Annotated in this window: 12 protein-coding genes; 3 read left to right on the forward strand and 9 right to left on the reverse strand. The window is 53.5% G+C overall.

Annotated elements, in window-relative coordinates:
* Positions 1-7 precede the first annotated feature (7 nt).
* The gene (gene ispH / locus IPM50_12805) at positions 8-874 is read right to left on the reverse strand and encodes a 4-hydroxy-3-methylbut-2-enyl diphosphate reductase (protein ID QQS32521.1); all 867 of its coding nucleotides are present in this window, start codon (positions 872-874) and stop codon (positions 8-10) included.
* Positions 875-943: 69 nt separating this feature from the next.
* Positions 944-2224, reverse strand: a complete 1281-nt coding sequence (locus IPM50_12810) for a hypothetical protein (protein QQS32522.1) — start codon at positions 2222-2224, stop codon at positions 944-946.
* Between the two features lie 76 nt (positions 2225-2300).
* On the opposite strand from IPM50_12810, the gene IPM50_12815 reads away from it, so the two are divergent.
* A complete protein-coding gene (locus tag IPM50_12815; GenBank protein QQS32523.1) occupies positions 2301-3878 on the forward strand; it encodes an amidase in 1578 nt (525 codons plus the stop codon).
* Here IPM50_12815 and IPM50_12820 read toward each other — a convergent pair.
* The 7 genes from IPM50_12820 to IPM50_12850 form a co-directional block, all read right to left on the reverse strand.
* Positions 3866-4618, reverse strand: a complete 753-nt coding sequence (locus IPM50_12820; GenBank protein QQS32524.1) for a type III pantothenate kinase — start codon at positions 4616-4618, stop codon at positions 3866-3868. The genes IPM50_12815 and IPM50_12820 overlap by 13 nt on opposite strands.
* A gap of 100 nt (positions 4619-4718) precedes the next feature.
* Positions 4719-5198, reverse strand: coding sequence for a hypothetical protein (locus IPM50_12825; protein ID QQS32525.1), 480 nt, complete (start codon positions 5196-5198; stop codon positions 4719-4721).
* Positions 5199-5216: 18 nt separating this feature from the next.
* Positions 5217-6035: a VanW family protein gene (locus IPM50_12830; GenBank protein ID QQS32526.1), complete on the reverse strand. Its 819-nt coding sequence runs from the start codon at positions 6033-6035 to the stop codon at positions 5217-5219.
* A complete protein-coding gene (locus tag IPM50_12835) occupies positions 6032-6769 on the reverse strand; it encodes a biotin--[acetyl-CoA-carboxylase] ligase (protein QQS32527.1) in 738 nt (245 codons plus the stop codon). The genes IPM50_12830 and IPM50_12835 overlap by 4 nt, the downstream gene beginning before the upstream one ends.
* A gap of 9 nt (positions 6770-6778) precedes the next feature.
* Positions 6779-7747, reverse strand: coding sequence for an L-histidine N(alpha)-methyltransferase (egtD, locus tag IPM50_12840; protein ID QQS32528.1), 969 nt, complete (start codon positions 7745-7747; stop codon positions 6779-6781).
* Positions 7747-8931 carry an ergothioneine biosynthesis protein EgtB gene (locus tag IPM50_12845; GenBank protein ID QQS32529.1) on the reverse strand — a complete coding sequence of 395 codons (1185 nt, stop codon included), beginning with the start codon at positions 8929-8931 and terminating at the stop codon, positions 7747-7749. Before IPM50_12845 ends, egtD begins: the two co-directional genes overlap by 1 nt.
* A 3-nt stretch (positions 8932-8934) precedes the next feature.
* Positions 8935-9141 carry a hypothetical protein gene (locus IPM50_12850; protein QQS32530.1) on the reverse strand — a complete coding sequence of 69 codons (207 nt, stop codon included), beginning with the start codon at positions 9139-9141 and terminating at the stop codon, positions 8935-8937.
* A gap of 225 nt (positions 9142-9366) precedes the next feature.
* Here IPM50_12850 and IPM50_12855 point away from each other — a divergent pair, with 225 nt between their 5' ends.
* Positions 9367-12063, forward strand: coding sequence for a leucine--tRNA ligase (locus IPM50_12855; protein QQS32531.1), 2697 nt, complete (start codon positions 9367-9369; stop codon positions 12061-12063).
* 148 nt (positions 12064-12211) lie between these two features.
* The gene (locus IPM50_12860; protein QQS32532.1) at positions 12212-14449 is read left to right on the forward strand and encodes an SUMF1/EgtB/PvdO family nonheme iron enzyme; all 2238 of its coding nucleotides are present in this window, start codon (positions 12212-12214) and stop codon (positions 14447-14449) included.
* The last annotated feature ends 16 nt before the right edge of the window (positions 14450-14465 follow it).

Raw genomic sequence — 14465 nt, forward strand, 5'->3', positions numbered from 1 at the left:
AAATAGTTTATGGCTTCAGCTCTAAACTTTGCTTCTTTCCGATCTCTTCCAAATGTTTGACGACACGCTGTATTAACCATTCGGGTGTTGACGCTCCAGCCGTAACGCCGACTGTCTCGACACCGATCAGATCATCGGGGTTGATCTCTTCCTCGGTCTCTACGAGAAAACTTTTTTCGCAGTTCTCTTTGCAGACAGCGAGCAGTTTGACGCTGTTCGATGAATGCCGCCCGCCGATAATGTAAAACGCATCGACCATGCCCGAGAGTGCACGTGCAGCTTCTTGGCGGTCGCGGGTGGCTGAGCAGATAGTGTTAATTATCTCGACCTCATCGTCGGTCTTTGTTTTGATCGCTTCTGCGGTGTCGAAAAAGGTCTTAGCTTTGATCGTGGTTTGCGAGACGACCATCGGTTTGCGAAGCCTTGGCAGCGACTCAACCTCGGTTTCGTCCCTGATGATGAACGAATGGTCCGGAGCGTAACCCTTTACGCCGATCATCTCAGGATGATCCGGTGCTCCGACGATGACTACATGTCGATCGGCTGCGGCGGCGCGTGCGGCGAGCCGTTGAACGCGTGTTACGAAAGGACAGGTCGCGTCCACGACCTTTGCGGCCTTCTCTTCCAGTTCTTTTTGCACTTCGGGCGTTACGCCATGGGCTCGGATAACGGCGGTTTCGTTGCGGGTGATCTGAACCGGCGATTCGATGGCGGTGACGCCTTCGTGAGCGAGCCGCTGCATTTCCTGCTTATTGTGGATAAGAGGCCCAAGGGAACGCACAGTTTCGCCAGCTGCTACGGCGTCTTCCACCATATCGACCGCACGTTCTACACCGAAACAAAAACCGTATTCGTCTGCCAATAAAACCTTCATAAAAAGTTATTCGCTCCGCCGCGACGCCAAGATTCAGTCTATCAAATGGGTTGAGCTAAAGAAAATATTCTATCTGACAGGCTCGCGAAGCATGGCCTCAGCGGCCGCGGCTGCGATCGCAGCGGCAGGAGCATTGGAGGACCGCAAACCCGCGATCTGACGGAGAGCTTCTCCTGTTCTGGAAAGGAGGCGCACGAGGTCGCCTTCTTCTGCTCGCGTACGGTCGACAAGTTCGTCCCAGTCCATGCCTTGAGCCCATCGTTCGGCCGCGGCCGCTGCAGAATAATTGACCGTCTCGTCGGGTTCCACGCCGAATCGCCATTCCACTTTGGCAACTGAAATGATTATCCCGTCGAAGTATGAGAGAAGGTCTTCTACATTTCGCGAAGTGTGCATCTCGCCGTAATTACGGTCCGAATCAGCGGCTACAGACGCGATCAGAGCAGCCATTTCTTTTGGCTGCAATTCGCTGAAGATACCGCTCCGCAATGCCTCGCCGACTAGGAGAGGACGGTCAATTCTGAGGTCGGCCAGCCACTTTCCTTCATCGGTCACTTTTTCGGCCTTGCGGTTCAAATAGCCCAGATGATCCAGAACGAGCGAGCGGTCTTCGAACTGCTGCCAGACCTCATCCGATCGCAGCCGCTTGCCGCCGGGGCGTGTCGAGCGAAATGCAAAACTCTTGTCAGTGATGTCACGAACTTGAGCAAAATTGCCGAATGCGTCCAGCAAATTCAGCAGCGAGGTATAGGTGGCACGAAAACGGCTCTCAAGACGGTCTGGCGGCGAACGCAGCAAGTCGGCGATCTTACGCGGGTGTTGAAATTGCCCTGGAGCGAGTATAACGAATCCGACGTTATCGCGGCCGCGTCGCCCTGCCCGGCCTGTCATTTGCTGCAGTTCATTCGCCGTCAGCGGCCGCCAGCCTTCATTGCCGCGAGTGTCCGCGTTCGAAATGACGACGGAGCGAGCAGGGAAATCAACTCCTGCCGCTACGGTTGATGTAGCAAAAATGGCGTCGAGCAGTCCCGCGGACATCATCTTCTCGATCAGCAGCTTCCAAGCGGGAATATGTCCGGCATGGTGAGCTGCAACTCCTGCACGCAGTAAAGTTTTCGTGTGTTTGTGACCGATTATCTCGGGATGTAATTCCGAGAACACTTTAAAGATCTCCAGCCGGGCCCTTTCTTTTTGATCATTAAAGGGCTGCGACCTGTCTGTTGCTGCTGCCGTTGCCGATTCGTCGCAGCGTCGTCGGGTCGGCAGAAAGACAATAGCCGGCAGCAGATCGTACCGACGCAACGCTGAGATCAACTTTGCGGGTGGAATTTCTGCCCTTCGCGGATCCATTGCCAAGAGTATAGCCAAATTCGTACGGATATGACATTATCGGTTCGTCACTATTTATCGGAGTGAAAGGAGAGAAATGAAACGTCGAGACTTTATCAGTAATGCCGCCCTTGCGGGAGCTGCGGTGTTGATCGGATCGAAAAAAGGATTTTCATACGGCAAGGCTTTGGATCTGGAGGAGGCCACTTTGGCGAGATTGCAGGAAGCCATGGCATCGGGCCGAAGCTCTTCAGCCTCGATCACCCGCGGCTATCTGCTGCGGATCTCAAATATCGATAAGCGGATCAATTCAATTATCGAACTCAATCCGGACGCGATTCCGATCGCGGTAGAAATGGATCGTGAGCGCCGTGCCGGACGTGTCCGCGGGCCGCTCCACGGAATTCCGGTTGTCTTGAAAGACAACATTGACACGGCGGACAAGATGAAAACGACGGCCGGCAGTCTTGCTCTCGTCGATGCTCCAACGCCTAAAAAGGACGCATTCATCGTTTCGAGGCTGAGGGCCGCCGGCGCGGTCATTTTAGGGAAGACCAACCTCAGCGAATGGGCGAATTTTCGCGATAACGACTCTATCAGCGGATGGTCGGGCCGCGGCGGACAGACACGCAACCCATATATTCTGGACCGAAACCCTTGTGGATCTTCGTCCGGTACGGGAGCAGCGATATCGGCAAACCTAGCCGCGGTCGGAATTGGTACCGAGACCGACGGTTCCATAGTGTGTCCGTCGTCGGTGAATGGCATTGTTGGTATTAAACCGACGATCGGAGTGGTCTCACGAAGCGGGATCATACCAATTGCTGCCTCCCAAGATACGGCCGGGCCGATGGCACGAACTGTGGCTGATGCTGCGGCTTTATTAGGTGCGATCGCCGCCGTCGATCCGGAAGATGCAGTGCCCGGCAGCGTCGGGATGTTTGAGAATGGCTTTTCCAAATACTTGGTCAAAGGTTCGCTTCGCGGTGCGCGCATTGGCGTGGCGAAGGACTATTGGGGCAGGAACGCCGCCGTTGACAAGGTAATGGACGCTGCTCTCGAGGTAATGAAACGCGAGGGGGCCGAGTTGGTCGACGTCCGTTTTCCCAACTTGCGTCGTTTTGGCGCGGCAGAATTTGAAGTTTTGCAGTATGAATTCAAGGACGGACTCGAGAAGTATTTAAGAAGCCGCGGCGGCAAGCATCTGACTCTCGACTCGCTCATCAGATTCAATACTGAGAACTCCAAAAGTGAAATGCCGTATTTTGGACAAAGCATTTTTGAGACATCCGCGAAAAAAGGCGATCTGACATCGAAAGAGTATCTCGAAGCAGTTGCAACGTGCAGAAAATATGCTGCAGAAGAGGGCATCGACAAGGTCATGAGCGAAAATCGGCTTGACGCCATCGCCGGCCCGTCGAATGGCCCGACTTGGATGATCGACACCGTTGCCGGCGACTGTACGAGCGGTTATGTGTCGAGTTCTTCGATGCCTGCGGTCGCCGGTTATCCCAACATCACCGTGCCGGCAGGGTTTATCAAGGAACTGCCGATCGGCATTTCATTTTTCGGCAGTGCGTGGAGCGATGGAAAGCTCATCTCGCTCGCGTACTCGTTCGAACAGGCGACCGCGGCACGGCGAAAACCGCGCTTGCTGTCGACCTATACAGTGTAATGACGATAGTAGATCCGAGCGAGGCCTTCGATGGTGAGGTCGAGATCGACAATATCTATTTCAGACGTTTTCTTGGCGACGGTTTCGGCTAGGCCCCCCGTCGCGACCACTTTCGGATCGTTGCCGAGTTCTAGCTTCACTGCGTGGATCAGGCCTTCTGCCATCGCACCATATCCGTGGAAAATCCCTGAACGCAGAGATCCGATGGTAGTTGTTTGCAGCAGAGAGTCGGTCGGAACTACCTCGACCTCCGGCAGCCTCGAAGCCGCGAGCCTAAGCGCGGTCGACAGCGTGCCCATGCCCGGAGCGATCAGCCCGCCGACGAGTGTACGTGCGCTGTCAACATAATCAATTGTAAAAGCCGTTCCAAAACTGCAGACAATACACGGCGGGCCGTACTTCTCAGCGGCTGCAAACGAATTGATCAGGCGGTCTGCCCCTGCATCGGCGATCGGTTCGTATTTGATATTGAGATCGAGATCGATCTCATTCGACATGAAATGCGGAGCGATCCCGTAGCCGGATCGCAGAAATTCGGTGAACGGGACGTTAAGTTCAGGTACTACGTTGCCGATGATCGCTGATGACAGCGATAGAGGCATTCGGCCCTGCACCCTTTCCTTCAGACCCACCGCATTCGAGGTTTTGATGGTAGGCGTTGAGAACCTGTCGATGAGCGTTAGTCCATCGAAAACGCCGAATTTGATGTTCGTATTACCAATGTCAACGGCGAGAAGCATAGGAATGTTGAAAAGTGGAAATGCTACTAAAAGGTGAAAAAGCGCGAAGGCGAAGAAGGCTTATACTTTTTCACTTTTGCATCTTTTCACTTTTCAACCCTCACCCTCTGAGCGGCAAGCCGTAATAGGCTATACGCCAACCGTTCCTTTTGCTTGATTCGAGGCTGCGGGCGTACCAATTCGTAGCGGCGTCAGGGTCATCATAAAGCTGCACCGCAGGAATAGGTTCCCTGGGATCTACACGGCAGATAGCGGCACCTTGCGGAGCGGATCGTATGCACAGAAGGGCGACCATGCCGCTTTTCAACATCACGGCCGTTCGCATCTCGATATCTTCGCCGCTTAGGCTGTTAAGGAAATACGGTTCGTTGAGGCCGTCCTCCGCCTCGTCGTCGTAGTCATCGCCGAATTCTTCGAATTCGTCATCGTCGTCGAGCCCGAGACCTTCGTCGTAAAATTCGTCAGGATCGCCGAATTCTTCGATCTCGCGGTCGGAACCAAGATACTGCGAATCTTCGATCTCTTCTATCGTCGGCTCGTACGGTTCTTCGGGCGGCATTTCTTGTAGATCATCTTTCATAACAAGATTCCCTGTGTTTTAGAAGTTACAACCTACAGCGGCAAAATTCAATTCGTACTTGACCTCAGCGAAGTTGCGGGCTGTCAGTTCCTCCCTGATCTTATTGCCCGTATTACGGTCGATCACCTCACGCCATATTTCGTTTTGGCGATAGTTGCGACCTGCCTTTTTGACGAATTTATGTTCTTTTTCGACTACGTGATAAGCGAGTTCGGGCTCATTTTGGGCCAAGATCGATCCTTTCAGGTGGTTTTCGGTCAGCCAAACCTTTACCTGAAAAGTGTTTTGGGTCGGATTGAAAAACCGCAGGTCGATGTAATTATAGAAGACGCCGGAGCCTGAGCCGAACGGAAGCACGCGGTTCTCATCAGGAAACGGATCGAAACTATGATGATGGCGTTCGACCACCTTTAGATCGGTATGCAGGGCCATCCAGTAGAGCAAATTCGCCAGTTGGCAAAGCCCGCCGCCGACGCCCTGAACTACTTCACCTCTAGACAGCTGCATTCCTTCGACGTAGCCTCTTTCCGCGGTCGTTTCGCCTATACATTGCCAAAAAGAGAACGTCTCGCCCGGCCGGATCAGGATACTGTCGACCTTCGGTGCGGCGATGCTGAGGTTGATTATTTTGTTTTCCTGCAGCTGCGGGTCCGAATCGCCGAGTTTTCGTCGCAGCAGCGACTGATGTTTTTTACAACTGAACGGAAGATCATTCGTACTTTGTTCTGCAGCGAAACGAATTCTACGTTTTTTGTCCGAAACGCGGCGAGCAAGCCGCTTCTGCCAAATGCGTGTATTGTAAATAAAAGGATGTATCTCTGAAATCCGCCGTCTCATGTAGTCCGCAATAACTCAACGTCACCCGCCTGAATCACGTGAAGTGCTCCGTTCTCATCAATTACGCGCAACGCTCCGTTCGCTTCAATGCCGTCCGTGGTTCCTTCGATGGTGTCACCGTTAGACACGGCCCGCACCATTTTCCCTGAGTGATAGCTCGACCGTTTGCTCCATTCATCGCGTATGGCGGCTGGACCATCATGGGAAACAAGTATCTCATAAAAGTAGCTGAGATACTTGGTCAAAACGGCTGCAACTTCTCCGGGCGTTGTGACAAAGCCTTCATCTTCGATCGATGTAGCAATGTCCTCGAGCTCGGGCGGGAAATTGCCGCTGCGGACGTTGATGCCGATGCCTACGATAACGGCTGTTCCGGTCGGCGTGTCGGTGGTTTCGGCAAGAATTCCGGATATCTTTTTACCTTTGTTATGCACGTCGTTGACCCATTTGACATCAGGCTTCAGGCCAATTTCGACAAGTGCGTCATGCACCGCGACGCCGGCCATCAATGTGATAAGCGGTAAAAACTGAGGGTCGAGCTTTGGCCGAAGAATAATGCTGAAATAGAGCCCCGAATCCTTTTCGCTGATCCAACTGCGGCCTTGTCGCCCACGCCCCGCAGTTTGCCCGCGAGCGACAATACAGACGCCCTCAGCGGCACCAAGCTTTGCCTGACGGACCGCCTCAGAATTTGTAGAGTCTGTCACGTCGTAATTTATCTGAGTGATGTTCATTTCAGGAAACTACACAGGCCGCCAAAGCGAGTCGATGTAGAAATCATCCTCGTTGACGAACTCTGTTTCTATGGCAAAACCGCTCTTTTCGGCAAGTTCTTCGATCATGGGGTGGGTGTATTTCTGCGATATCTCCATGAAAATGGCCTCCCACTGCTCAAAGGCGAAGCTGCGGCCGAGCGCCGAAATGTGCACAGTCTGCTTTTCACGGTTGATGAGGAACGATCGTGCGGCACATTCGACCGGCCGGTATTGGGCGTAATGCGAGAATTTCGTGATGTCAAAATCGCCGCCGAGCTCGCGGTTGATTCGGGTCAATAGATTTAGGTTGAAAGCTGCGGTTATTCCCTGCGGATCATCGTAAGCGGCAACGATCACACGCGGGTCCTTTTGCATATCAAACCCGATGAAAAGCCTGTCTTCGAGGTTCATCACTCCGCGCAGACGCCGGAAGAAATCGACTGCTCTATCCTGTTGAAAATTCCCGATATTCGAGCCGAGAAACAAGATGACCTTTCTACGCGAACTGTCTGTCTTGAGCATTTCAAGTACCTTGAAGTAATCGCCTGTATGCGGTGAAATTCGCAATGTCGGAAAATTTCGATGAAACCGCTCTTCGAGTGCGTCGTTCGCTTCCTGCGATATGTCGATCGGCAGATACGTTATATCAGAGCCGATGCGGAGAAAATGCTCGATCAAAACTGAGGTTTTCGCTCCGTCGCCGGCACCGAGCTCTATTACGTCAACGCCGCTGCGTCCAGCCAAAAACGCGTCGCATATTCCGTCCTTTTGTTCGTGAAAAATAGTGAATTCGGCACGTGTAGGGTAGTACTCCGGCAGTTGCATTATTTGCTGAAACAGCCGCGAGCCTTCGTCGTCGTAGAAATACCGCGAGGAAAGCTGTTTCGGCGTCGAGGAAAGGCCGCGAAGAACGTCCTCGGCAAACTGACTCAATTCCGATGTCTGTGATCCCTGCATTACTTTGCCAACCTAATTCCTGTGAACTGCCAGCGTAGATGCGGATGGAAGAAATTGCGGTAGGTCGGCCGGCTGTGCCCGGGCGGCGTGGCGATTGACGCTCCGCGAAGCACCATCTGATTGACCATGAATTTCCCGTTGTATTCGCCGACCGCGCCTTCCGATCGGCTGAATCCCGGATACGGTAGATATGCTGAATTCGTCCATTCCCAGCGTTTCCCCCACGAGAATTGATCCGACGCTATTTCCCATTCGAATTCTGTTGGCAGCCGCATTCCTTTCCATTCGGCGAATGCAGCCGCTTCGTAGAAAGAAACGTGGCAGACAGGAGCGTCGAGCGGCAATTCTCTAAGTCCTCCGAGCGTGAATTGATGCCATTCGCCGTCGATCTCTCTCCAGTACAACGGAGCATTTACGTTCTCACGTGCAAGCCAATCCCAGCCCTCTGCGTGCCAAAGGCGATGATCCCTATATCCGTCTTCGGAAATGAATTCGAGATATTCGCGATTCGTAATGAGAGTGTCGGCTATCTCAAATGCTTGCAGGTAAACTTTGTGACGGCCGAGTTCATTGTCAAAACAGAATCCGATCCTGTTGTGGCCGATCTCGTAAATTCCTTCGCCGACGGTGAGCAATTCGCGGGTTGTGTCTTCTGTGATCTCTTCGGGAGCGAAGCCTGGGCGATAAGCGGGAAACGCAGGATTTAGACTGAATGTATATTTCAGATCCGTCAGGAATAGCTCTTGATGCTGCTCTTCGTGATTCAGCCCGAGTTCAACCAGACCTTCAAGCGGCGTCACGCCGTTCGTTGATGCCAGCAGTTTCGCCATCACGGCGTCGACGTACTCGCGATATTCGAAGACCCGTTTTACGGTCGGACGGCTCATATTGCCGCGTTGGTCACGTGCGGTGCGTTCGCCGACAGTGTTGTAGTAACTGTTGAAAAGAAAGCCGAATAGCGGGTCGAAAGGTTTGTAGCCCGACGAGTATTTCTTGAGGATCATTTCCTCAAAGAACCATGTTGTGTGGGCAATGTTCCACTTCGGCGGCGAGACATCTACGATAGGCTGCGGAATGTAATCCTCGATCTCGAGCGGCTCGCAAAGCTCTACGGTCCGCGATCGGACGTTGCGATATCGGTCAAGCAGATGTCTTGTTTCAGCGGCCGTTACTGTCTGAGCCATCTTTTATTCTGAGCGTGCTGTCTGCCGCCGCATCCTTTCCCATTCCCATACTTGCCGTGCGCGCCTGTTTTCGACGGAACTCGAAAGAAATGCGAGTATCTCGTCAAATGACGCTTTGGTGTTTGAGGAATGTCTGCCGGTTGCGGTGGAGAGATTTCTTGTTTTGTTGTCGGCGGGGCTAGTCCCGCCGTTTAGCTGTCTGTTGGCCATATCGACCTCCTTTCAGAGGCGACCGGCCGAATCGCGTCAATTGCCGAAGGCCGATCGCAAGTGTTCGTATGTGAGCATTAGTTTCTTCGTACGCAAAACTCCCGCTAAAGGACTAGACCTGATTTTAGCACGCTCCGCTGTTTGGGCAAAGAGATTTCAGTTTGGCTCGCAGAGATTGGTGTCGATTCGTTTATTCTGTAAACTTAAGGTTTACGCGGGTCACCTATGGACGAAAAGTATTTTGCCAAGAAGATAGAGCAAAAATGGCAGAAAAAATGGGCTGAAATCGGTGCGTTCAGGGCAGAGATCGGTGGCGACAGGCCGAAATTCTACGCTCTTGAGATGCTGCCGTATCCTTCGGGCAATCTGCACATGGGGCATGTCCGGAATTATTCTGCGGGCGATGCTCTGGCCTGGTACAAGCGGCTGCGAGGCTTTAACGTGCTGCACCCTATCGGCTGGGATTCGTTCGGACAGCCTGCTGAGGACGCCGCAATAAAGCGCGGGGTGAACCCTCGCGATTGGACCGAGGAGAACATTAACGTGATGCGAGGCCAGCTTGAACGCCTTGGCATCAGTTATGACTGGTCGCGAGAGATCGCGGCACATCGGCCTGAATACTACAAATTCGACCAATGGTTCTTCCTTGAGATGTACGAGAAAGGCCTCGCTTATAAGAAGGTCACACAGGTCAACTGGTGTTCGAACGACCAGGCTACGCTCTCAAACGAACAGGCGAGCGGCGGTCTATGTTGGCGTTGCGGAAATCCGGTCATCAAGAAGGAACTGGAACAGTGGTTCCTCAAGACCACGGCCTATTCAGACGCTTTGATCGACAATATGGCCGAGGTCGAAGCCGGCTGGCCGCAGAATGTGTTGAAACGCCAACGCGACTGGATCGGCAGGTCAAAAGGGGCATATGTCGATTTTGAGGTGAAAGCATCGAGCGACAAACTTTTCGCGTGCCCGATCGTTGACGGCCTGACCAGCATCTCGAACGCAGGAAACGGCAGGATACGCGTTTTTACGACGCGGATCGACACGATCTATGGTGTAAATGCTCTCGTGTTAGCCGCTGAACATCCTGTCATTCAGGCGAATATGCAGAATTTCGCCGGGGACGTTGCCGAAAAGATCGCGTTCATTCGCTCAGAAAATGCCAAGCCCAAGGACCATGAGGTCGAGGTGGAAAAGGACGGTATCGACACCGGTCTGGAGGCGATAAACCCTTTCAGCGGTGATGTGATGCCGATCTGGGTCGCGAACTACGTGATGATGGAATACGGCACGGGAGCTCTGATGAGCGTCCCGGCGCACGACGAGCGTGATTTTGAATTCTCACAGAAATTTGGGCTGCCGATCCGTCAGGTGACCTCGGAGCCGCACTTGGCGCATGAACACCATTCAATGCATGCTCTTGCACTCGAACAAGCGATGCCTGCGTACGGTGTGCTGGTCCATTCGGATTATTGGAACGGTAAAACCAGCGAACAGGCTATCGAGGAAATGACCGATTGGGCCGAAAAACACGGTTTTGGCGAAGGTGCCGTAACCTACCGGCTGCGTGATTGGGGCATTTCGCGGCAGCGTTTTTGGGGTTCGCCGATACCGATCGTCTATTGCGACGGCTGCGGCATCGTTCCGGAAAAGTATGAGAACTTACCCGTCCGTCTGCCCGACGATATCTTGATCACCGGAACGGGCGAATCGCCGCTCGCGAAGGTGCCGGAGTTTGTTAATACTTCGTGTCCGAAATGCGGCAATGCTGCCAGCCGCGAGACGGATACGATGGACACTTTCGTCGATTCGTCGTGGTATTTCTTCCGCTATACCGATCCGAAAAATGAAATTTTGCCTTTCGACCCGGAAACTGCGGCTTTCTGGACGCCCGTCGATCAATACATCGGCGGCGACGATCACGCCGTGATGCACCTGATCTACACACGATTTTGGACAAAGGTGATGCGTGACCTCGGGCTCGTGAAGTTCAACGAACCAGTGAAAAGTCTACTGACGCAGGGAATGGTTGTCGGCGAGACATTCTTTGACGATTCGACAGGCAAACGTATTTATTATCCGCCGGCGGATGTAATGGTCGAACGAGACGGAAAGGGAAAGATCACATCGGCGGTATCGACCGACGGGACACCGCTGAAATTCGCAATTGAGCGAATGTCGAAATCAAAAGGCAACGGTGTCGATCCGGACGAAATGGTCGAAGCCTACGGGGCCGATGCTGCACGTCTTTTTGTGCTTTTCGCAGCACCCGTCGAAAACGAACTCGTATGGCACGAAGCGGGTATCGAGGGAGCGGTGCGATTCCTGCAACGTGTTTGGCGTCAGACATTTAAGTGGCATGAAGCTATTCAAAAAGTTGATCTGAATGCGGAACTTGAGTTTTCGGACGAGTCCCGAAAGTTGCGGCGCAAAACACATCAGACGATCAAACGTGTTTCTGACAGTCTCGATTCGCTGCAGTTCAACACGCCGGTCGCGGCTTTGATGGAGCTTTCAAATGCTATTGGCGATGTTGCCGGTGAGCCTGTCGATGCGGCAGACGATGTCATATTTGCTGTTCGTGAGGCACTGCTTGCGTTGACAGTTATGTTGACGCCTTTCGCTCCCCATATCGCTGAGGAACTCTATCAAGAGATCACCGGCAGCGACACGGGATTCGTCCAAGGAGGTGTGAAGTTCCCCGAATTCGACGCAGACCTGGCGAAGGCTGATGAGATCGAGATCGCGGTTCAGGTCAACGGCAAGCTGCGTTCAAAGATCTTTGCCCCGCCCGGATCGGACGACGATGACCTTCGGTCCATGGCACAAACAGACATCAAAGTGCAGGAATACACTTCGGGCAAGGACATTGTGAAGATCATTGTTGTTCCGAACCGGCTCGTAAACATCGTCGTAAAAGGTTAATGGCACGGCGGCTAAACAGAGCTGTTGCTTGCCAGCGATTTGAAAAAAAGCATAATATTAGGGCGGGTGGCGGTGCGCCCAAACGGCAGTAACTTCGGCTGGAAAGTTCGAACTGCCGCAGCGTCCCGCGGTTTTCTCGGGTTCTCGAATGAAAGAGTGTCAGGTTTGTAAATCATGCTATTCGGACGATGTTGCATCGTGTCCGAAGGACGGGAGCGCGACCACGCAGACGCTCCCCGGCGAACCTGTACTTGAGGGCAAATATCAGATCGAGTACCGCCTTGGTCAGGGAGGCATGGGAATAGTTTACAAAGCCCGACATGCTTATCTTAAGACCCAATTAGCTATAAAAGTAATTCTGCCCGACCTCGTCGGCAACGACCCTCAGCTTGTCACGCGCTTTCGGCAGGAGGCACTTGCGGCCGCGGCGATCCGTCATCAGAACGTGGTCAGCGTGACAGATTACGGCGTTATTGACGGGACCGTGCCGTTCTTGGTCATGGAATACGTCGAGGGCGAATCTCTGCATGACCTTTTGGCGCGGGTCGGCAAACTTCAGCCTGACGAGGCACTCGACCTCATTTCCGCTGTCTGCGCAGGTGTTGGGGCCGCCCATCACCAAGGGATCGTTCATCGCGATCTTAAACCGCTCAATATAATGATCTGCAGCGACAAGCCTAATATGTCGCAGGCGGTCAAGATACTCGATTTTGGCCTGGCCAAGATCAAATCCGGCGAACTTCTTGGTTCATTCATTCAGGCTCAGACGACCGGTCTGATGGGTTCGCCGTATTATATGGCGCCTGAGCAGTGGGCTGACGAGGAGCCGGATTCGCGTGCAGACATTTATTCGCTGGGCGTGATGCTCTATCAGATGTTGGCCGGCGATGTTCCGTTCAAGGGTTCGTCGATCCCGGCGATAATGAAGAAGCACATCTCCGATCCCGCTCCAACGCTTGCAGCGGGTGGGGTGCCTGCGTCGCCGGATCTCGAGGCTGCGATCGCTCACGCACTCCAAAAGGATCACAAAAAACGCACTCCGACAGTCGAGGCGTTTGTCAACGAATTGACCAGCGCTATCCGCCCCCGTGGTACGGGGTCCATCGGGAAGGTGACGCAAGCGTTGCCGGTATCGTCTGTCAAGATCCTTTCCAAGCCGCCAAAGGCCAGCGTGTTTGTAGACAATGTTTCAGTAGGCGAAACAAGAGAGAACGGCATTCTGCTCCTGGAGGGAATGCAGAGCGGCAACCACCATCTGCGCGTCAGTCATGACGGGTTTCAGGATTGGCTCGGCGACATAGTCTGCGATGGGACACCGAAAGAGGTTGTCGCGGAGTTGCGGAAGCCGGGCGAGGATTCTAAGACTGCCATCCCGAAGCCGGACGTTTCGATCCCCGGCGGTGATGCGGGGGAATTTGCCACAGTTGTTAACAGAAAGGGTGTTTCTGACCAAATGGCACAGACCGTCCAGCAGAATTGGTCGCCCGGGACCATCATAACGCCGGACGGCACGGTCTTTGTTCCTAAGAAGAAAACGTCAGGGCTGCTTTTGGGAATCGGAGCTATATTCGCACTCTTATTGGTCGGAGCGTTGGGTGTCGCCATCGCTTATTTTTCGGGTGCCATAGGCGGGAGTTCGAACGTAAAGGTTGCTCCGGCTGCATCGCCGACACCTGAGGAGTCCATCGTTGCGGATCTGGTATCTATCCCGGGCGGGACGTTCATGATGGGCCGCGACGACGGCCGCGAACCGGAAAGGCCTGCTCATCAGGTGACGGTCGAGGCGTTTGAAATGGATAGGACCGAGGTCACGAACCGCGAATATTACCAATTCATTCGCGAAACGGGTTACCGCCCGGTTCCGGCCCATTGGGTGAATGATCGCCCTGTTCCCGAACAGGAAAAAATGCCGGTCAGATTTGTTAATCAGGACGACATAAAGGCATTTGCAGACTGGCGGTCGAAGCGGGATGGAACCATTTACAGATTGCCGACCGAAGCAGAGTGGGAATATGCCGCACGAAGCGGAGTGAAGAATTTTATGTTCCCTTGGGGGAACGATTTTGACCCGAAATGTGCCGTTACCGACAAGGACAACACAGAACCCGAAGCGGTTGGGACAGCGTCCTGCCCGAACGAATGGGGTGTTGTGGATCTGATCGGCAATGTTTACGAGTGGACGGGATCAAAGGCAGCACTCTATCCGGGCAACAAAGGGACGATCCGCGAGACGAAAGAACCTCGTTTCATGATCCGCGGCGGGGCCGCATTGAACAAGTCCTCAGGCGAATTCGCAGTGACTTCCACCTTCCGAGCCGACGTAGAAGCGAGCAAGCGGGACAAAGAGTTGGGATTTCGACTGGTAACACAGAGCAAACCAAAATAGTCGGGCAAGGCACTAT

The organism is Acidobacteriota bacterium (assembly GCA_016700075.1).
Lineage (GTDB): Bacteria > Acidobacteriota > Blastocatellia > Pyrinomonadales > Pyrinomonadaceae > OLB17.

What these genes read in the sequence shown, in the direction of transcription:
- ispH (QQS32521.1), bottom strand. Translation starts at nt 874, where the DNA reads ATGAAGGTTTTATTGGCAGACGAATACGGTTTTTGTTTCGGTGTAGAA.
- IPM50_12810 (QQS32522.1), bottom strand. Translation starts at nt 2,224, where the DNA reads ATGGATCCGCGAAGGGCAGAAATTCCACCCGCAAAGTTGATCTCAGCG.
- IPM50_12815 (QQS32523.1), top strand. Translation starts at nt 2,301, where the DNA reads ATGAAACGTCGAGACTTTATCAGTAATGCCGCCCTTGCGGGAGCTGCG.
- IPM50_12820 (QQS32524.1), bottom strand. Translation starts at nt 4,618, where the DNA reads ATGCTTCTCGCCGTTGACATTGGTAATACGAACATCAAATTCGGCGTT.
- IPM50_12825 (QQS32525.1), bottom strand. Translation starts at nt 5,198, where the DNA reads ATGAAAGATGATCTACAAGAAATGCCGCCCGAAGAACCGTACGAGCCG.
- IPM50_12830 (QQS32526.1), bottom strand. Translation starts at nt 6,035, where the DNA reads ATGAGACGGCGGATTTCAGAGATACATCCTTTTATTTACAATACACGC.
- IPM50_12835 (QQS32527.1), bottom strand. Translation starts at nt 6,769, where the DNA reads ATGAACATCACTCAGATAAATTACGACGTGACAGACTCTACAAATTCT.
- egtD (QQS32528.1), bottom strand. Translation starts at nt 7,747, where the DNA reads ATGCAGGGATCACAGACATCGGAATTGAGTCAGTTTGCCGAGGACGTT.
- IPM50_12845 (QQS32529.1), bottom strand. Translation starts at nt 8,931, where the DNA reads ATGGCTCAGACAGTAACGGCCGCTGAAACAAGACATCTGCTTGACCGA.
- IPM50_12850 (QQS32530.1), bottom strand. Translation starts at nt 9,141, where the DNA reads ATGGCCAACAGACAGCTAAACGGCGGGACTAGCCCCGCCGACAACAAA.
- IPM50_12855 (QQS32531.1), top strand. Translation starts at nt 9,367, where the DNA reads ATGGACGAAAAGTATTTTGCCAAGAAGATAGAGCAAAAATGGCAGAAA.
- IPM50_12860 (QQS32532.1), top strand. Translation starts at nt 12,212, where the DNA reads ATGAAAGAGTGTCAGGTTTGTAAATCATGCTATTCGGACGATGTTGCA.